Source organism: Paenibacillus sp. MSJ-34, from assembly GCF_018918005.1.
In the GTDB taxonomy this organism is placed as follows: Bacteria; Bacillota; Bacilli; order Paenibacillales; family Paenibacillaceae; genus MSJ-34.
Window position 1 is genome coordinate 1 of sequence record NZ_JAHLPR010000077.1, and the last position, 18,186, is coordinate 18,186.

General features: G+C 50.0%; 17 protein-coding genes and 1 rRNA gene. 1 reads left to right on the forward strand and 17 read right to left on the reverse strand.

Features of this window, described 5'->3' with window-relative positions:
* Both KQI79_RS25870 and KQI79_RS25875 read right to left on the reverse strand, forming a co-directional pair.
* Nucleotides 1-122, reverse strand: a 16S ribosomal RNA gene (locus KQI79_RS25870); the annotation flags it as partial.
* A 415-nt stretch (nt 123-537) separates the two neighbouring features.
* On the reverse strand, nt 538-1,422 hold the full coding sequence (locus tag KQI79_RS25875) for a nucleotidyltransferase-like protein (protein WP_216541230.1): 885 nt from the start codon (nt 1,420-1,422) through the stop codon (nt 538-540).
* Between the two features lie 140 nt (nt 1,423-1,562).
* On the opposite strand from KQI79_RS25875, the gene KQI79_RS25880 reads away from it, so the two are divergent.
* A complete protein-coding gene (locus KQI79_RS25880; protein WP_216541231.1) occupies nt 1,563-1,970 on the forward strand; it encodes a YgzB family protein in 408 nt (135 codons plus the stop codon).
* A gap of 89 nt (nt 1,971-2,059) precedes the next feature.
* Here KQI79_RS25880 and KQI79_RS25885 read toward each other — a convergent pair whose 3' ends face one another.
* The 15 genes from KQI79_RS25885 to KQI79_RS25955 all read right to left on the reverse strand — a co-directional run bounded on the left by KQI79_RS25885 (nt 2,060) and on the right by KQI79_RS25955 (nt 18,051).
* Nucleotides 2,060-3,619 carry a glycosyl hydrolase family 18 protein gene (locus KQI79_RS25885; RefSeq protein WP_367398244.1) on the reverse strand — a complete coding sequence of 520 codons (1,560 nt, stop codon included), beginning with the start codon at nt 3,617-3,619 and terminating at the stop codon, nt 2,060-2,062.
* A 177-nt stretch (nt 3,620-3,796) separates the two neighbouring features.
* On the reverse strand, nt 3,797-4,222 hold the full coding sequence (perR, locus tag KQI79_RS25890) for a peroxide-responsive transcriptional repressor PerR (RefSeq protein WP_216541232.1): 426 nt from the start codon (nt 4,220-4,222) through the stop codon (nt 3,797-3,799).
* Nucleotides 4,223-4,320: 98 nt separating this feature from the next.
* Nucleotides 4,321-5,445, reverse strand: coding sequence for a DUF4097 family beta strand repeat-containing protein (locus KQI79_RS25895; protein ID WP_216541233.1), 1,125 nt, complete (start codon nt 5,443-5,445; stop codon nt 4,321-4,323).
* A 27-nt stretch (nt 5,446-5,472) separates the two neighbouring features.
* On the reverse strand, nt 5,473-6,147 hold the full coding sequence (locus KQI79_RS25900) for a TM2 domain-containing protein (protein ID WP_216541234.1): 675 nt from the start codon (nt 6,145-6,147) through the stop codon (nt 5,473-5,475).
* Between the two features lie 10 nt (nt 6,148-6,157).
* On the reverse strand, nt 6,158-6,541 hold the full coding sequence (locus KQI79_RS25905) for a hypothetical protein (RefSeq protein WP_216541235.1): 384 nt from the start codon (nt 6,539-6,541) through the stop codon (nt 6,158-6,160).
* Entirely contained in the window at nt 6,486-7,094 is a 609-nt protein-coding gene (locus KQI79_RS25910) for an RNA polymerase sigma factor (RefSeq protein ID WP_216541236.1), read from the reverse strand. Before KQI79_RS25910 ends, KQI79_RS25905 begins: the two co-directional genes overlap by 56 nt.
* A gap of 130 nt (nt 7,095-7,224) precedes the next feature.
* On the reverse strand, nt 7,225-7,929 hold the full coding sequence (locus KQI79_RS25915; RefSeq protein ID WP_216541237.1) for an MgtC/SapB family protein: 705 nt from the start codon (nt 7,927-7,929) through the stop codon (nt 7,225-7,227).
* A 30-nt stretch (nt 7,930-7,959) separates the two neighbouring features.
* A complete protein-coding gene (locus KQI79_RS25920) occupies nt 7,960-8,451 on the reverse strand; it encodes a GNAT family N-acetyltransferase (RefSeq protein WP_216541238.1) in 492 nt (163 codons plus the stop codon).
* 4 nt (nt 8,452-8,455) lie between these two features.
* A complete protein-coding gene (gatB, locus tag KQI79_RS25925) occupies nt 8,456-9,895 on the reverse strand; it encodes an Asp-tRNA(Asn)/Glu-tRNA(Gln) amidotransferase subunit GatB (RefSeq protein WP_216541239.1) in 1,440 nt (479 codons plus the stop codon).
* Nucleotides 9,896-9,952: 57 nt separating this feature from the next.
* On the reverse strand, nt 9,953-11,410 hold the full coding sequence (gene gatA / locus KQI79_RS25930) for an Asp-tRNA(Asn)/Glu-tRNA(Gln) amidotransferase subunit GatA (RefSeq protein WP_216541240.1): 1,458 nt from the start codon (nt 11,408-11,410) through the stop codon (nt 9,953-9,955).
* Between the two features lie 42 nt (nt 11,411-11,452).
* Entirely contained in the window at nt 11,453-11,740 is a 288-nt protein-coding gene (gatC, locus tag KQI79_RS25935; protein WP_216541241.1) for an Asp-tRNA(Asn)/Glu-tRNA(Gln) amidotransferase subunit GatC, read from the reverse strand.
* Between the two features lie 140 nt (nt 11,741-11,880).
* Nucleotides 11,881-12,267: an ATPase gene (locus tag KQI79_RS25940; protein ID WP_216541242.1), complete on the reverse strand. Its 387-nt coding sequence runs from the start codon at nt 12,265-12,267 to the stop codon at nt 11,881-11,883.
* Nucleotides 12,268-12,591: 324 nt separating this feature from the next.
* The gene (locus KQI79_RS25945; protein WP_216541243.1) at nt 12,592-13,797 is read right to left on the reverse strand and encodes a M24 family metallopeptidase; all 1,206 of its coding nucleotides are present in this window, start codon (nt 13,795-13,797) and stop codon (nt 12,592-12,594) included.
* Between the two features lie 15 nt (nt 13,798-13,812).
* Nucleotides 13,813-16,761, reverse strand: a complete 2,949-nt coding sequence (locus KQI79_RS25950; protein ID WP_253298418.1) for a DUF5704 domain-containing protein — start codon at nt 16,759-16,761, stop codon at nt 13,813-13,815.
* Nucleotides 16,762-17,115: 354 nt separating this feature from the next.
* Nucleotides 17,116-18,051, reverse strand: a complete 936-nt coding sequence (locus KQI79_RS25955; RefSeq protein WP_216541245.1) for a copper amine oxidase N-terminal domain-containing protein — start codon at nt 18,049-18,051, stop codon at nt 17,116-17,118.
* Nucleotides 18,052-18,186: the final 135 nt, after the last annotated feature.

Consider the following 18,186-nt stretch of genomic DNA (forward strand, 5'->3'; position numbering starts at 1 on the left):
TTACTCACCCGTCCGCCGCTAAGTTCGCTTCGTAGCAAGCTACAAAACGAACTCCGCTCGACTTGCATGTATTAGGCACGCCGCCAGCGTTCGTCCTGAGCCAGGATCAAACTCTCCATGAAAGATTTTCTTAAGAATAAGAAAATCAAAATGAAAGAGCCGAATAGCTCAATTTTCGTTGCTGACGAGAACTTGTCGTTCTCATTTATTGTTGCTTAATTCGCTCGTTGTTCAGTTTTCAAAGAACAAATCTAGTGCTTTATTTGTTGCTTTCTTTTGCGCCCCGCCGTTTCAGCGGCGACTTTTATAATATATCATATCGCCATTACTTAAGTCAAGCATTTTTTTCGAAGTAGATTTTAGCGTCTTACATAACGCTTCTGATTCGCTACTTCCATTGCTCCTATCTGAGCGGCGAAATCTAATTTATCACAGAACCGCAAACGAAGTCAACAACTAAACGTTATATTCTTCCATACAAAATGTTACAATTCTAATACGCGCACCGGCGCAGCCCGCCGTTCATTGCGCCGGCGCCTATATATATCGAATTTCCGTAAATGGCAGCGCGTCGTACCCGTCCTTCGAATCTTGAAGCACGGCAACTTCATGGACCCAGCCTTTCTTGACCAGCATTTGCAAGACTAAAGATAAATTGTTCCGCACATGGAACAATTCGGGATGCTCCATCAATTCGCGAATGCTCCATGGGTCCGGGCGGCTCGATAAAATCCGGAGCAGCAGCGAGCAGCATTCCTTCATTTTGGACATGACGGAAAATTCGCATGCGAGCAAAACGAGCTGAACTCGTTGCTCCACCGTTTCCTGACTAACCGTTAATTCTTCATATAATTTATATATGCCTACATTAATATCGCGAACCTGATTCCAAACCGTCACCTCCGGATGGGCCCCTTGCTCGATGACGGCAATGCCCGCCCAATGTTGCAACGCCTCCATAATGCGGTGGTAAGCGTCAAGCGCGTGCCCGTCCTGCAAATATTGTTTCGCATGCATATAGGTACGGAGGAAAAGGGCAAATTCCGCAAACATTCTCTGTTCCCGCAGCGGATTGTCAAACCGGACGACCGATTCGCGGAGCTGCGCCAAATACCCGTCGCGATCCCACCATATTTCACCTTGGATCAACCATTGAATAATATTGCGATTCTCGCCGGCGATAATCCATCGTTCCAAACTGGTTGGGCTGACTCGCAGCACCTGCACGTTCGTCGTGCCGTCAATCACATGAACCGTTTCAATGAAATGTTCGGAAACGTCGCATACGGTCATAACAAGCAGATCGAAGCCGTCAATGAACGCACGGTGCGCTAACGTTTCCGTATCTTCGATTGCGATTGCGCTCATTGCGTTCGATCCGGAAAGATACTCCGACAGCGACGTTTTTTGGATCAGTTTCACGCTTTTTCACCTTACCTCTCTTGGCGATTGCAAAGCTAGTACGCTATAATATATTTCTACACGACTATCTCATCTTCCTGCATTATGCATCAAACTTAATCATGGTTGAAAATTACAGATTGCCAAAGGAGAACGCGGATATGTTTTTTAAATCAAGCAAAATCAACGAATTTCGATTGTGGGGATTGCTGCTTACCTTAATTGGAATGGGATTGATGATATTGGGGACGGCGGGCATCATTTTATGGGGACAGTCCGGGAAAGTGTTCGCCGCCATTTTTATGGTCATCGGCATGATATCCATGCTTGGCAGTGTCGGCATTTACTTCTGGGCCGGCATGCTGTCTACGAGCGCCGTCATTTTGCAATGTCCCGAATGTCACCGAACGACCAAAATGCTGGGCAAGACCGACCGATGCATGTTTTGCAAAACGATACTGACTTTGGATCCGGCGCTTGCCACAGACACCGGCGAAGATTCTACAAGCGATGGCGACGGCGACGGCCGGGGTACTGGACAGGACGACGCGCTTCCGCTCAAATCGTAAGGCGGCTCCCATTCATTTCATATTTGCAATACGGGTAATGAAGAAGACCTTTGCCGAAACTATACGTAGTTGGCAAAGGTCTTCTTGTATTAATGAGCCGCAATAATGTCCCATATATCGTCGGATGCAAAGCTTCGGGTCCATATGGCCGTACCGGCCAATTTCAATTTTCTCGCCAAATCCAAACGGGCTTTCACCGAAACTTCATCCTCGATCCATATTTTGATCGTCGCTCCGTTTTCTTTGTATTCGACGTAATTTTGCCCTGACTTTGAATCGAAGACAGGCGTCAGTTTATTATTTTGAATTAAATCCTGTACAGTTTTCATGCCGACGGCTTTGGAAGTCACTTTCATCTTTCCTTTTTCCGCCTTTTCCGTCCAAATACGGGTATAAAAGGGCATGCCCAGCAGCAGTTTATTCGGCGGCACGCGATCTTCGTCGATGATGCGGCGAATCGAACGCTCAACCCAAGGCAATGATGCGACCGAACCCGCCTTAGGGCTTGAAGCCCAATGCTCGTCGTAAGCCATGACCATCATAAAATCGACGATTTCCCCTAGCGCCTTGCGATCTAAGAATACGGACCACATCTCGCTGTTCGACTTCGGCGTCACGTCGATCGAAACGACCAAGCCTTGCTCATGCATCATCGGCGTCAATTCCCGCATAAATTGCGTCAAATTGTCTTTATCTTTCGTATGCACATTCTCAAAGTCGATATTAAAGCCGTCAAGCTTGTACATTTTCGCAAATGACAGCAATTGTTGTATTATTCGAAATCGATTGTCGAACGAAGCGAGCGCGGACGTCGTCATCTCCGGCTCGAAACTGTTGCTGAACAACGCCCACACTTGCATATTGTTGTTATGGGCCCAGCGCACATAACTCGGATCCGCCTTGTTCTTCACATTGCCTTCCCCGTCCAGAAGGCTGAACCAGGTAGGGCTAACGACATTCACGCCGGGCATCGGAGCGAATTTGCCGGGATCCGGATTTTTGTTATAAACGGCTTCCCAAATCATATGCACAGGCTCCTGCAACTCGATCGTTTCGGAAGCTTCCTGCATAGGAGCAAGCGTAATCGTTCCTTTCAACTCGACATCTTTTTGCCGGATAAAACCGACGACGCCGTTATCCAATTGCGCTTCATACCAATCTTCAACTTCATGCCAAATTCGAAGCTTCGAACCTTGGCCGACATCCGCCAATATCGGGGCATGCTTTGTCGGTCCTGTCCGCAAAGCCGCCGTTTTGTCCGGCTTCTTCGGATTTGAAGGAACTTCGCCCATCCTCACCGTATCTCCGGCTTTATTCAAGATGACGGCGCCTGTCTCGGCATGTTCTTGAATTTCCACTCCATACAGCTCTTTCAAAGGATCGATCGGCAAGTAGAGAACTCCGTCCACCTTCTCGGCGGCAAAATGCAGTTGAATCGGCTTGCTGTTCACACTGCCGGTCAGTTGATCGGTTTTGAAATGAATTAATTTGTCTTTCGTTGTTAAAATAATCGATTGGGACGTTTCCTCATAACGGACGTTAGGATCGATATATTGCTGCACGAACGGCAGCGGAAGCTTCAGCCCTTCCTTCGTCCCTTCGGCCGGCAACTCGAACATTTCCCCGTTGATAAAGATAGGTTTTGCCAAACCGCCGAAATCGGGCTCCACATGCTCGGAATTGGGCAATACGTTTTGCACAATGATATAAGAACCAATAACTGCGACACAAGTTAACATAAAAATAAAAAACCACCATCGCCTACGCATGCCCTTACGATGATGGTGTCGGTATCTTCTGCTCTCCAACGAATCTGGCCCCTTCCGCTATTTCGAAGAACACGACTTACATATCCCGTAAACTTCCATGCGATGGCCGCGTACGACAAAGCCTGAAGCTTGGGCTGCCGTCTGTTCGACATCGCTCAGCTTCGGATAGTCGAAATCGACAATCTTGCCGCATTGTTCGCAGATCGCATGATAGTGATCGGACAAATCCGCGTCAAACCGGCTGGAATCGTCTCCATAAGTCAATTCTCTAACCAAGCCGGCTTCGATAAATAATTTTAAATTGTTATATACCGTAGCAACGCTCATGCTGACAAACTTCGGCGAAAGTGCACGGTAGATCTCATCCGCAGTGGGATGCGTATGGCTATCCAGCAAATATGTCAAAATCGCATGGCGCTGCGGCGTGACGCGAACACCCATATCTTTAAGCTGTTCCAATGCATATTGGACTCGCGATTTCATGGTACACCGCCTCTTCTCTTTTCCGCACAAATCAGAAAATCATTCGATTGGCATCCATCGATGCCATACATCAATTGTAACGTGCGCCGTCCGCGATTTCAATTCTTTTTCACCTGGATATCTTTGATAGTCTCCAGCCGGATCGAATGCGTGCCCGCTCCGACCATTCCGGAAATCCTATTCTCGTTGATCTCGAGCGGCAACTCGGATGCGATCGACCCGAACGTATTGGAACCGTCAACGGTATAATCGCCTTCCTCCGGCAGCGCAACGAGAATATCGCCAATGGCGGTATAAAGGTTCCAATCCCCTCCGACATGAACGGACCGAACTTCGATGTCTCCGTTCAACGTTTCGAGATCGACGTTTCGTTCGGCTCCCTCAAGCGTAATATTCCCGTTTTTCGTCTCGGCTCGAACATTCCCGTCCGTATGGCGAATTTCGATGGCGCCGTTCAACGTATTGGCAACGACATCGCCGTCGGCATTCGCGACTTTCACTTGCCCGTTGCTCGTACTTAATTTGAGCTCATCCCGAATCGGAATGTCTTCCGCCTCGATATCCCCGTTGATCAGTTTCAATTCCACATCCAGTTCGCGATGCTCCGGCAACGTAATGACGAAATTCATCCTCGGCTTTCTTTTGCCGCTCGCGCCGTATGTTTGGCCGTTTGCCGTCAGCGAAACGGTCTGGCCCAGGTTGACCTTCAATTCGGATTGTTCCGCGATATTCCGGGCTTCCTTCTCGCTTACCGCGTCGATCCACATTACCGTATCAACGGCAATGCGGTCCACGGCCGGCCCTTTCCGAAGGACGACGCTTCCATTCGGGTTATTGACGACAAGCCGCTGCGTCCCCGGGTCAAGCTGCACGAACTCAGCATCCTTGTCGATACGCGTTCCGGATTGTTCGCTGTAATTGCCCGCATCCGAAAAATCGATAGTATGCCATAGTTCCTTCAAATAAGAGGGTTGAGTGACGCCGAATACGATGCCCGAAATCAAGACGGCGACGAATACGCCGGCGAAATCGAGACGAAACTTCTTCCCGTCGCGATAGAGGAAGTTCAGAACGATGAACTCCAAGCCCCACAGTATAAAGAGAACCGGCCACCACTGCAATAACAACCGAATGGACCCGCTTCCGGTCGCCTGATCCCATATCAGCAATCCGCCTACGGATAACAGCAGCAAAGCCGCCGTATATCTTCCGACCTTGACCATTCGCATCCATCCTTTCGATCTATCGACTTATCGGCCGGGCGGCTTATTTTTTTTCGATTCCCGGAACAGGATCGCTCCGCCTACCACAATTAAAATAATGGCCGCTAAATACGAGCCTCCGTATTGAAACAACGCTCGCAGCCAGCTCGGGTTAATGCTGAACAATATGACGAACACGCCGAACATGATGAGCAGCAATCCGAGACCGTTGCCCTTAAGAAAAGAAGAACCGATCGCTTTGTCCCAAGTCGGCGAAGCTCCTCCCAGTTCGTCGGGTATATACCCGTACATTCGGCGGACGTTAATGCGGTCCGTACATTGCAGCGCATCGAACAAATTGTAAAAATAGATGCCTGGAATAAGAAGCGACAAGAGCACGATCAGCGGAATATTCACTTCAAGTCCCGAGGACGAAAAGTATACGATGGCCATAATATCCAGAGCAAGCAGCAGCATGAAGGAAAGTCCTCTTTGCATCAAACCTAAGTAAAAGTGACCTAAGCCCGGGAAAAAAAAGGCGAACAATCCCGCTACAAATTTGCTTTTTTTGGATACATTGTTTGCATACGGATAGTGGCCGGGACCGTAACCGTTAAAACCCGGCGGAGGCGGGGGAGGGGGCGTTTGCCTCATATTTCTTATTCTTTCGTCCAGAAAAGGGTCGTTCGTGAAATTGTTTTGTTTGTCGTCTTTGTTCATCATCTGGCATTCCCTATCCTTTCGTTAAATATTTCATTACATACTGAACCGTATCGTGCACGGTCGTTTGCAATTCTACGCCCCAATGCGACGGATCCGGATAAAACAACGGCTTAAAGATTCCGACGGAAATAAAGAAATACGTTGCCGCACTGGCAATCGCGAAATGGAACAATACATTCCGCTGTATCCGGGCGAAATGAAACGGTCCTGACGGTTGTCCTTCTGCATCGGATTGCAGCGCTGCGCGCCGCATCACGTTGTCCGTAAAATAAGGGGACGGCTCCGCTATCGGCAACCGATCGAGCATCCGGTCGATTTGCCGCGAGAACGAATCTTGTTCATACCGACGATTTATGGGCGTCGCTTTGGATTGATCGTTGTGAGATCGTCTCATGAGGATGCACCTCCAGCCATTTTTGTTTAAACTTCTGCTTGGCCCGGTAAAGCCGCGTTTCCACCGTTTTCGGCGGAATATCCAAAATTGCGGCGATCTCTTGATAGGAGCATTGCCGCAAATGAAACAGTTCCAGCGCAATACGGTATTTATACGGAAGCATGGCCAGAATTTCCCACACTTCATGCTGATCTTCTTTCGTCATTAACCGGTTTTCCGGTTCATCCGTACGATCGGCGAACCACGAACGGATCGTATCGATGACCGACTCCAAAGGCTTTCGTTTTTGCGATCGGCGGTAATCTATGACGCAGTTCAATGTCAATCGGTAGAGCCAGGTTTTGAATTGGGCGTCGCCGCGGAACGTGGATAATGCGCGATACATTTTCACAAACACGTCCTGCGCCAAATCTTCCGCCGTTTCCCGATGGCCGATTTCACGATAGATCAAGGTGAAAACATAATTTTTATGACGTTCGATAATGTATCGGTATGCCTCATGTTCGCCTTGACGGATGTTCTCTATTAATTGTTCGTCCGTCAATTGCTCCATCGTTTCACCTGCCTCCATCGGATTTCATAAAGATTAGACGTTCATATTCGGATAAACCCTTCAAAATTATAATACACCAAAAAAAACCTCCCTAGGTAAGGAAGGTTTTGCACATCGGCGAAAAATCCGCTCACTCGATCGAGACGCCGAACACGCCGTCAATCGATTTGATCTCGGACATGATGGCCGGCGGCTCGATCGGCTTCGGCACGACGATATGGAGTTGAAGCTCCATATGCAAATCGAGTTCGTTCTCGAGCGGTTTTCGGTTTTCAAGCAAAGTCATTTTTCTGACCGTGATTCCTTGGGCCGTCAGCTTGGCGGAAACATGATCGAGCAAATCGTGCTTGCCGAACGCGCGAACCGTCAGCAATTGCACCTTTTTCCCTCCAAGAAAACGCTGTTCGATTTTGTTAAGAACCCAAAGGTTCAATAGCACGAGCACGGTCGAAACGACCGCCGCAAAATAAAAACCAGCGCCGATGGCTAAGCCGATCGCGGCGACAACCCATAACGAAGCCGCCGTCGTCAATCCTGTGATCGATTTGCCGGTAAACAGAATCGTTCCCGCGCCGAGAAAACCGATCCCGGTAATGACCGCGGTCGCCAAGCGGGCCGGATCGACGCGAACGTTAATTTCATCAACAAATGCCGAAAAACCGTAAATGGATAAGAGCATAATGAGCGCCGAGCCCAAACAGACCAGAATATGCGTGCGCAGCCCGGCGGCGTGATTGTTATGTTCCCGTTCGAACCCGATCAATCCGCCGAGCAGCATCGCAATGAGCAGGCGCATCAATATGTGAACATTGTCAATGAACCAAGGATTGCTCAATCCTATTCCTCCGTTTCCGCTGACAGTCCTCTACGCTTTTTTATGAAATGTGGCGAGCGGTACGTTAGGGGCCACTTCTTGCACGCTCGACTGCACAAAGCCTTTTTTCTCGTACAGATTGACGGCGGGCGTATTCCGCAAGCCTGTCGATACGATAAACGTCTTAACCTCCGGATTGCCGTTCAATACATAGTCTACCAAACTCCCGGCGATGCCTCTGCGGAAAAAACGCGGATGCACCATCATGCGGCATATCGTGAGCTCGCCGGGCTGCTCGGACTCGGTGGAAATGGCGCCGGCCAGCTCATCTTCCACGAAATAACCGTAAAATTGTTCGCCGCATTCCCGCAGCGAGCGGAGCGTATCCATCAACGGCGGGATCCGGTCGAAGCCGATCAATTCGGCCTCGATCGGGTAGGATGCATGCTGCAGTCTCCATATTTCCTCTACCGTGCCTTCATCCGATAAATCGAGCCGCTTGATCGGAAATAGCTCTTGGTTCGTATCTCGCGTATGCGTCATTCTTTTATCCCTTCAAACGTTCCAGCAGCAGCTGATTGACGAGCGCCGGATTCGCTTTGCCTCTCGATTCTTTCATCACTTGTCCGACCAGGAAGCCGATCGCTTTCTCTTTGCCGGCCTTGTAATCTTCAACCGACTGCGGGTTCGCGTCGACGACTTTGTCCACGATCGCTTTAATCGCCCCTTCGTCGCTGATTTGCACAAGCCCCTTCTCCTCGACGATCGCTTGCGGCGCTTTGCCGGTTTCCAGCATTTCTTTAAACACGGTCTTGGCGATTTTACTGCTGATCGTCCCCTTCTCGATTAATCCGATCATTTCGCCCAAACCTTTGCCTGTCACTTTCACGTCCGCCATTTCCAAATTGTTCGCGTTCAAGTATCCGAGCAAATCGCCCATAATCCAGTTGGATACGGCTTTCGCGTCTTTCGTATATTGCAAGCTTTCTTCGAAGAAGTCGGCGAGAGCCATCGAGGACGTGATCACTTCGGCGTCGTAGCTGGGCAAGCCGTAATCCGACGTATACCGCGCTTTGCGCGCATCCGGCAATTCCGGAATGCTCGCCCGGATCCGTGCTTTCCATTCGTCGTCGATATGAAGCATGACCAGGTCCGGATCCGGAAAATATCGGTAGTCATGCGCTTCCTCCTTGCTGCGCATGGTCAGCGTCTTGCCTTGCGCCTCGTCCCAGCGTCTCGTTTCCTGTACAATCACGCCGCCTTCGTCAAGCACTTCCGCCTGGCGCCATTCTTCGTACTCAAGTCCTTTTTGCACGCCGCGGAACGAGTTCATGTTCTTCAATTCCGTCTTCGTCCCGAACTCCTGTTGTCCGTACGGTCGCAAGCTAATATTGGCGTCGCAACGCAAACTGCCTTCTTCCATCTTTACGTCCGATACGTCGCAATATTGCATGATCGCCTTTAATTTCTCAAGATAAGCGCGCGCTTCTTCCGGCGAACGCAAATCCGGTTCGGAGACGATCTCCACCAGCGGCGTTCCGACGCGGTTAAAGTCGACGAGCGATGCGTATCCGCCGTCGACATGGGTCAGCTTGCCGGCGTCTTCTTCCAAATGGAGACGCGTAATGCCGATCCGTTTCGTTTCGCCGTTCACTTCGATATCGATCCAACCGTTCTCGCCGATCGGTTTATCGTACTGCGAAATTTGGTAAGCTTTCGGCGAATCGGGATAGAAATAGTTTTTACGGTCGAATTTGCTCTCGTCCGCAATCGTGCAATTAAGCGCCATCGCGGCTTTCATGGCGTAATCCACCGCTTGGCGGTTCAGTACCGGCAGCACGCCGGGATGTCCCAAGCAAATCGGGCATGTATGCGTATTCGGGGGAGCGCCGAACTCCGTCGAGCAGCCGCAAAATATTTTCGATTTCGTATGCAGCTCGACGTGGACCTCCAAACCGATTACCGTTTCGTATTTTGGGGTAGACATGGATAACCTCCTGCAAACTTTATGAAATAAGCGTTAACGTGCAACGTTGCTAACGTTCTATAACCGCGGGCGCGCTTTGTGATGATCCGTATGCTGTTCAAATGCGTGTGCCACACGCAGCACCGTCGCTTCGTCAAACGCTTTGCCGATAATTTGCATGCCGACCGGCAATCCGTCCGCGAATCCGCACGGCACGCTAATGGCCGGCACGCCGGACAAGCTGACCGGAATGGTAATAATGTCATTCATATACATCGCCAGCGGATCGTTCACCTGGGAACCGATCGGAAATGCCGTCGTCGGCGCCGTCGGACCGATAATGACGTCGAAATCGGCAAAAACTTTATCGAAATCCTGTTTCACGAGGGTGCGCACTTTTTGCGCCTTGACGTAATAAGCGTCGTAATATCCCGAACTGAGCGCGTACGTTCCGAGCATGATGCGGCGCTTCACTTCCGGACCGAAACCTTGGCTTCTCGATTTATGGTACAGATCGATCAGATTGTCCGGGTCGTCGGCGCGTACGCCGTACCGCACGCCGTCGAATCGCGCCAAATTGGAAGAAGCTTCCGAAGACGCAAGCAAATAATAGGCTGCGATCGCATAATCGGTATGAGGGAGAGATACTTCTTCCCACGTCGCTCCGAAACTTTCAAGCACTTTCAAAGCGGTAAGCACCGAATCTTTCACTTTCGGATCGATGCCATCTCCGAAATATTCCTTCGGTACGCCGATGCGCAACCCTTTGACATCGCCCGTCAATGCGGCCATATAGTCCGGCACGTCCACATTCGCCGATGTGGAATCCATGGCGTCGTAGCCGGCAATCGCTTGCAGCACGTAGGCGGAGTCCTCGACGTTTTTCGTAATCGGACCGATTTGGTCCAGCGACGAGGCGAACGCGACTAAGCCGAAGCGCGAGACGCGGCCGTACGTCGGTTTTAACCCGACAACGCCGCAATACGACGCAGGCTGGCGGATCGATCCTCCCGTATCGGAACCGAGCGCGAAATAAGCTTCGCCCGCCGCGACCGCCGCAGCCGACCCGCCGCTGGAACCGCCGGGGACATAATCCAAATTCCACGGATTCCGCGTCGGATAGAAGCTCGAATTTTCGTTGGAGCCCCCCATTGCGAACTCGTCCATGTTCAATTTGCCGATCGTCACGGATTGTGCCGCTTTTAATTTCTTCACAACGGTCGCATCGTAGACCGGATCGTAGTTGGATAGAAATTGGCTCGCGCAAGTCGTGCGCAATCCTTCCGTTACAATATTGTCTTTGAGGCCTGCGGGCAGCCCGAACAGCAAGCCGCGTTCTCCGCCTTTGGCCAATTGCTCGTCCAAAGCCTTCGCTTGGGCGCGCGCTCCTTCTTCATCTAATGTCAAATAAGCCTTAACCCGCTCTTCCGTTTCGCCGATCCGCTTATACGCCTGATCGACCAAATCGGAAACGGACAGTTCTTTCCGGCTCAGCTTATCGTGAATTTCTTGTAATCGCAAATCGAAAAGTGACAACGTTCGTTCCTCCTAAAAGTTTTGTAAGCGATGCTTCATTTACTATTCCAAAACGGCCGGCACCTTGATTTGCCCGTCTTCCTCATCCGGCGCATTCAGCAATACTTTCTCTATCGGCAAAGAAGGACGAACCTCGTCTTCGCGCATAACGTTTGCGATCGGCAATACATGGCTCGTTGGCGCCACATCGTCCGTATCCAGTTCGTTCAACTTTTCCGCATATTTTAAAATGGCATTCAGCTGTTCCGTAAATTTCGTTTTCTCTTCCTCGCTCAAATCAAGCCGCGCCAGCTTGGCCACGTGCTCGACATCTTGTACGGCAATGCTCATCCGCTCGTTCCTCCTTAATGTCCAATTCTCATTTTATAAGTATAGCCTAGTTGTTTTTGTTACTCAATTATCAAGTTGAAAAACATGCAAAAACCCGAGGCTTTCGTCACCCCGGGCTCGTTCAGGCACTGCGCGTTCTATTAAATCCAGGCGCGCAGATTGACTTGTTTGATGAATTCTTTCGTCGTCATCGGCTCTTGCGCCGATTCTTCCTCCGGTTGTTCGTCGGCATGCAATTGTCCGTTTACAATTCGCATAAAAAGATTCTCGTTACGCGTCGCAAGCGCATAATCGATCAACGCTTCCCGTTCAATCCGGTCGACTTCCTGCTGCAGCAACTCCGCCTCCGGCGCGATATCCGAAGCCGGGACGGCGAAATTGCGGTTCGCCTTCGGAACGCGGACGACATAGTCAAACGCATTATCCGCATTGCGGTCGTATGCAATAATATACCCGTACTCCCCGACGGGGAGATTTTGTTCGAATCGGTCAGCGACGATAATAATTTTTTCCCCTAAACGATGCATCGCTTATTCCCCCTAGCTGACTAGCTGTCTATCTTTTATCCTATATCCTACTAAAAAATGATAGCAATGTCCAATTCGGGCGGGAACAGCGGATCGGCCAACGCCAGGAGCAGCCTGCCGTCTCGCATCGCGCGCAGCTCCCAGCGCGCGGTGTTTCGCTGCATGTCGGCGGTCGGTCGGCCACATCGAGGCATTGAGGCAAGGAAAACGCCTGGCGCGTCCTTGGCGGTTAGCCGATTTCAAACGTTTGGCCCTTGCAGGCGGACCTTCCTTCTCCGGCAGAAATGCGTATTCCGAGTCCGGGATAAATCAGGACTTTCGGGTTCAGCCGTCCCACTCCACATGAACAACGCCCTCGCGGGAAACGGTAAGCTTATCGTATCCTTGCTCCGTTATCAAATACACGTTTTCCAGCCCGACGATGCCGCGGCCGGGGAACGTGAATTTCGGCTCGATCGCGATCGCCATGCCGGGCTCGAGCGGATAGGCAAATCCTTTGGCCAGCACGGGCAGTTCGTCGATTTCGAGGCCGATGCCATGGCCGAGAAACTTCACTTGGTCGGCCCCGTATCCCATAAAGTGCGCGGCAAGTCCGGCTTCCTTCGCCATTTCGAGCGCTTGGGCGTAGATCCGCTCGCAAGACGTACCCGGCCGCAACAGCTTTTCCGTCGCGCGAAGAATCGATTCGGCAACGTCGTAGGCCCGCCGCAGATCGGGTTCTAGTTCGCCGATTACGAACGTTCTGGTCTGATCGGTCACATACCCGTCGATGCAGCAGCCGATATCGACGAGAATCGGTTCACCACGCTCGATCGCTTTGCGGCTTGAGCTTTGCGGGCCCGCGGCGCTCAGCCCCCGTCCGCCGGCCGGGCCGTCGAAATACGTCGGTTCGGCTGCGGCTGCACCCGAGCCGACCATGCCGGTAATCACCTCTTGGTTGTATCCCCGCAAACGAATCATGCCAAGATGCCCGTTGTTGCGGAACATAAACTCGATGCGGCTCATCAGTTCAAGCTCCGTCATGCCGGGACGCACGTAAGCGGCCGCATCCTGCAAGACGAGATCGGCGATACGCGCCGCTTCCTTCAATACGGAAACTTCATAAGCCGATTTGATCATGCGCGTTTCGCGGATGATCGCGGAGCCGTCCACCCACTTCACTTCCGGCAGCAAATCGCGCAGCCTGTGGTACATTTGCACCGGCATGACGTCAAATTCCGCCGCCACCGTAGGTTGGGGCCGCCCGAACACTTGCGGGAAACGTTCGGCCAGCGTTTGGCCGAATTGGCGCAGCGATCCGAGCGGCGCCGTCTCCACATGGGATTCTTGTTCCGCACGCACTACGCTGCGGCGGACATAATAAACCGATTCGCCCTCGGCGGGAATGAATAAATAGCCGGTTTGCATCGAACCTGTAAAATAGTATAAATCCACATTTTGCGTAATGATGCAACCGTCCATCGAAGCTTCGGCGCATTTCTTTTGCAATATTTTTATTCTATTATGTATTTCATCGCGGGATAAAGTCATTTCACACCCTCCACATCAATGGGTTCCCATCGAACCGAAATCGTCGTAACTGGATTGATCCCCATGATAAAATATGACATCCCCATCCGTCAATTGAAACGAATTACCGTACGAATCGGCGATCGTTCGGCGGAAGCCTTCCAATCCCCATTGGTTCCGGTGCGGATAAGGCGCCATTGCAGGCGCGTGAATATATTGCAGATGCGGATTGGCGACATCCTTATTGCGGATCGTTTCGATATTGAAATTGACGATGATGTATCCGTTTTTGAGAAAGATCGGCGATTTGTCGTTCAACCGGTTCGTACGGCCGTATTCCGCCAAATTCGTTCCTTTCGGCACGACATACACGGCGGCAGGGATGCTGTATTCCCCGTACCATTTCTGATCGGCGGCTAGAGCGCGCTGCGGAGTGGCCGTCGCATTGCCGGGTATATTCGGATTCCCGACGAAGGTGCGAAGCGACTGCGGCAATATGAACCAATCGTAGGTGCCGACCCATGTTTTGTCCGACGCGTTGCTGATATATTCCCGCACATATTGCTCGCGGCTGACGGGATTCGGCGAGTTCGGCGCGTACTCGGCATCGTAAAGAAATTGCGCCGTATCTGTCAGCTCCCGCTCCGGCACGTTTCGCAACCTTGCGTTTAAAATAACGTATCGCTTTTCTTTATCCTCGTGGGACCCGATCCGTATAAACTTTTTCTCATTGCTATGGTAGTACAAATCGACCGCCTGTCTTTGTTTGCCGTCCTTGCTCGCAAAGTAGAAATCCGGCTTGATCCGGATGCCGTCGGCCGGCCCGAACATATTCCCCTTCGTTTTGAGGTCGAATTTGAAATGATACCCCGTTTTGACGGATATATTCCTCGCCCCGGCATCCGGGTGGCTTCCCAAACGGATCGGGAGCGTAAACGGCGTCCGGTTGCCCCGGGGGTAACCGTCGATATTTCGATCCCCGGCCCAATAATAGTTGCCCGTATGTTGCACGCTTCCCGGCTGCGTTCGAAATACCGTTTCCCAACGATAATCGGCAATATCCGTAATGCGAAAATCGTACACGCGGCCGATCACTTCAACCGGGATTTCCATTTCGGCCGTATGATGCCGCAAATTCGTGTTGGCGTTCGTCTCGGATGTAAACGGCGAAGGCGCGTTTTCGGCTATGGTACGGAAGCGAATTTCGTAATTTCCCTCGTCCACCCACACCGGCAAATAAAATGCAGCCGTCAATTGGACCACGGGGATGTCGATCCAAGTTCCCTTCGGATACAATACGGTCCGGTCCGCATGGTACACATCGAAAGGAAAGGCTACTTGCTTGGTACGAACGTATTTGGCGTAATCGCGGTTGCCGTAGCCGGGGTAGTCGACATGCCGGCCGCTTGTCGGAATCGTAACGGTAAAAGGCCTGTCGAGAATAAACGACATTCGCTGAAAATTAGGAATCGTCTTCTGATTATGCTCCCGGTCGTCGGAGGCGCTGGAGTAATTGACGACAGGAGTGTGAACGGTGACGGGATTAATGTTTTTTACCGGAAAATTTTGATTTGAGCCGCCATTGATATTTCCAGGCAGGATCACATAGAATATCGTCCCATCGCTTGGCGTTTTATCCATATTCACTTTGTTGCTGTCAATCATGTACCCGCTTCCGAAAAGTACGTTTGGTTCAATCGGCCGCGGAGCTGGAATTTTTCCCGGATCCGGCCCGTTTTCGATCGTTTCAGTATCACTCATTATCACATCGGATCGAAAACATAAGTAGTCGTTTTTCACTCGAATTGGTTCAACAGCGGATTCTGCCTCACTGGTAAAATCCTCGTCCGGAGCAGTGTCACCGTAAACCGTCTCGGATCCCAAATCAACATTATTAACAGTCGGCTGCTTGATATGGTTTGCGTACCCGGTGGAATGTTTCGTTTCTACTGTAGGAGGTTGGTACCCGGTAGGCGTTAACGTGACACTTCCACTTGGTAGAGCGTAGTTATTAACGATTGACTTGTCGATTTTATAGACTTCCAGATTATCGATTTGCCAGTATGAAAAATCGCGTTTAATTGTATAAGACTTCGTTACCGTTTCATCTCTGGTCTTGGTTTCCCATTTTGTCTTCGGACTGCCTTCTTCATCTACTCCGTCATCCACCTCTTCCTCCCACTCTAAATTATATGTTTTCGTAACAGTAAGCTGATATGTGCATTGCCCGACCATTTTAGTAAATTTGTTCATGTACAGGTACTCCAGCGCATGAACACGTACGTTAAGCGATTCTGAAGTAGGAATCCCTTGCAAAACGTCAAATACACTATCGGCTTTAATCGTTCCGGTTGACTGCGGGTCCATTACTGAGTCGGGTATGGAAGTGCTTGGCGATTCGCTGCACCTTCCGGCAGGCGGCGGAGGTTCGCAATTGCCTCCGGGGCATTCCCCTTCATTGACCGGATCGTAATAAAAATAAGCGTAATATGTTTTAAACGATCCGTCGTATTGGAACCGATCCGGATTGCCTTTTTGCGGTGTCCCCCCCGGCGTTGGCGGCTCCTTCGTGCTTTTTTTGTATCCCACGTATTTATATTTGCTTGTTTCGGGCGCGTGTTCGAAATAATAAGGCTCGCCTTTAACTAACTTTCTCGTATAATCGCGAAAACCGTCTATACCGTCCAAGCTGCGCCCGTCTTTAGTGAAATGTTTAATGATGGCTTGTCCTTCGAGGGGTTCTAGGGTGATCGTATAGAGGATCGGGAAATAGTAACGGTAGCCTTCGACTCCCTTGGAAAAGTCACCACCTTCGGTTAAATCTAATTTACTAGGCGAAGATAACGTTCCACTCAACCATACATTTCCGGAAACGGAATCCGTGTTTTTTCCGTTCAACGTTTCCAGTCTTGCTTGAAATGTTTTATCAGTAATGTAATCCTGATAGATTTCATATCCTTCGCCGTATCGGGAACTTTTAAACAATTCCCTTCCCGAAATCAAATGGGCCGGGTCACTTCCGATCGGCATATCAACATAGAAAGCTGCGACAGTTACATCTAAAATTTTACGCTTGGGAAAGTCGAATGCATAGGTATAGTTATTCCAATCTACCGTCATACCTGGCGCAACTTCATTTGTCCATTTTCCCCCACTGTCTTTCCAAACATCATAATAACCTAAACCTACGAAATAATGCTTGTTTTCATCGGTAGGGTCTGGGGTGGAAGGAAGCGCTCCTGCATAAGATTTATTGGTGAGAATAAAGGTACTAGCGACTAAGATTAGAATCGTTAGCACTGCAATTAACATTCTCTTTTGCATTTATTCTCACCCTTATTAAAACGGATTTTTCAACGCCACAATCGAGTTGAAATCAAGTCTAAAGCAGATATATTCAATGTCACTTACCTTAAAATCATTATAATATTGATCGTTAATATCAAGTTCATCGACTTGACTTTTCAGCTTATAATCACTTGTAATTGTTTCGTCGTTATGTTTAACTTCTAGGCTTTTATTAATAGCGTTTCTGTAACGTGGCTTGGAATTGTTAGTAACATAATAAATGTTGAATGAGGGTTTCGCGCGTCTGATTTGAACGCCCAAATTATTTTTGTTGTCCTTGGCAAGCCATATATCGTAAATAACGACATCACCAATTTTAATAGGCAATTGATCTTTTGTAATCACTTGAAAGGTTTCGAAATTTTGACCGTACATATCTTTTAACAAATGATCCCGTCCCCGATATAACTCCTCATACTTCTCAATACTTTCCGGCTCCAACCCCAACTCTTCCGGCGTATAAATCTTCTTCTCGCCAACCCAGACCCAACTGCTTACGCTGTCCCACTCTACGGGTTGCCCTAACGCTTCGCTCACAAAACGCAGCGGCACGAAGGTACGATCGCTTTTGGTGATCGCTTTCGTATCGAATGTTTTTTCCGCGTTGTTGACGAGCGCTTTCGCATGGCCTACCGTCAGCTGTATGAACTTGTCGCCGAGCGAGATTTTAACCGTTTGAGCCCCGCCGCCAACCCAATCGACCTTCGCGCCCAATCCTTCGGCGATAAAACGAATCGGAATCAGCACTCGGTTATTGGCATCCGCAAAAGGCCTCGCGTCGGGGAACGAAATTTTCCGGCCGTCAATCAATACTTCAATGTCGGCTTTGCCAACTCGTTGAATATTGCTTTGAGCCGCCGAAGCAGCGCTTGCCATAGTCGTACAAAGTACGACGATAATTACAATCAATACGGACACTTTTTTCATTATTCATTCCTCCTCATATAGTATTTCTTGAAGGCAGTTTTGAGTTTACTTCCAGTCCCCTAGGGGACTGGCGGCCGCCTTCAAAATTTCCAGTTGATCTTTGAAAAATAAATTTGGGACTGGACTTTCCGGAAT

Excerpts from the sequence above, each read along its gene's own strand:
- KQI79_RS25895 (WP_216541233.1), bottom strand. The coding sequence starts at position 5,445 with ATGGTCAAGGTCGGAAGATATACGGCGGCTTTGCTGCTGTTATCCGTA.
- KQI79_RS25910 (WP_216541236.1), bottom strand. The coding sequence starts at position 7,094 with ATGGAGCAATTGACGGACGAACAATTAATAGAGAACATCCGTCAAGGC.
- KQI79_RS25900 (WP_216541234.1), bottom strand. The coding sequence starts at position 6,147 with ATGATGAACAAAGACGACAAACAAAACAATTTCACGAACGACCCTTTT.
- perR (WP_216541232.1), bottom strand. The coding sequence starts at position 4,222 with ATGAAATCGCGAGTCCAATATGCATTGGAACAGCTTAAAGATATGGGT.
- KQI79_RS25880 (WP_216541231.1), top strand. The coding sequence starts at position 1,563 with ATGTTTTTTAAATCAAGCAAAATCAACGAATTTCGATTGTGGGGATTG.
- KQI79_RS25905 (WP_216541235.1), bottom strand. The coding sequence starts at position 6,541 with ATGAGACGATCTCACAACGATCAATCCAAAGCGACGCCCATAAATCGT.
- KQI79_RS25945 (WP_216541243.1), bottom strand. The coding sequence starts at position 13,797 with ATGACTTTATCCCGCGATGAAATACATAATAGAATAAAAATATTGCAA.
- gatC (WP_216541241.1), bottom strand. The coding sequence starts at position 11,740 with ATGAGCATTGCCGTACAAGATGTCGAGCACGTGGCCAAGCTGGCGCGG.
- KQI79_RS25940 (WP_216541242.1), bottom strand. The coding sequence starts at position 12,267 with ATGCATCGTTTAGGGGAAAAAATTATTATCGTCGCTGACCGATTCGAA.
- KQI79_RS25955 (WP_216541245.1), bottom strand. The coding sequence starts at position 18,051 with ATGAAAAAAGTGTCCGTATTGATTGTAATTATCGTCGTACTTTGTACG.
- gatB (WP_216541239.1), bottom strand. The coding sequence starts at position 9,895 with ATGTCTACCCCAAAATACGAAACGGTAATCGGTTTGGAGGTCCACGTC.
- KQI79_RS25920 (WP_216541238.1), bottom strand. The coding sequence starts at position 8,451 with ATGACGCATACGCGAGATACGAACCAAGAGCTATTTCCGATCAAGCGG.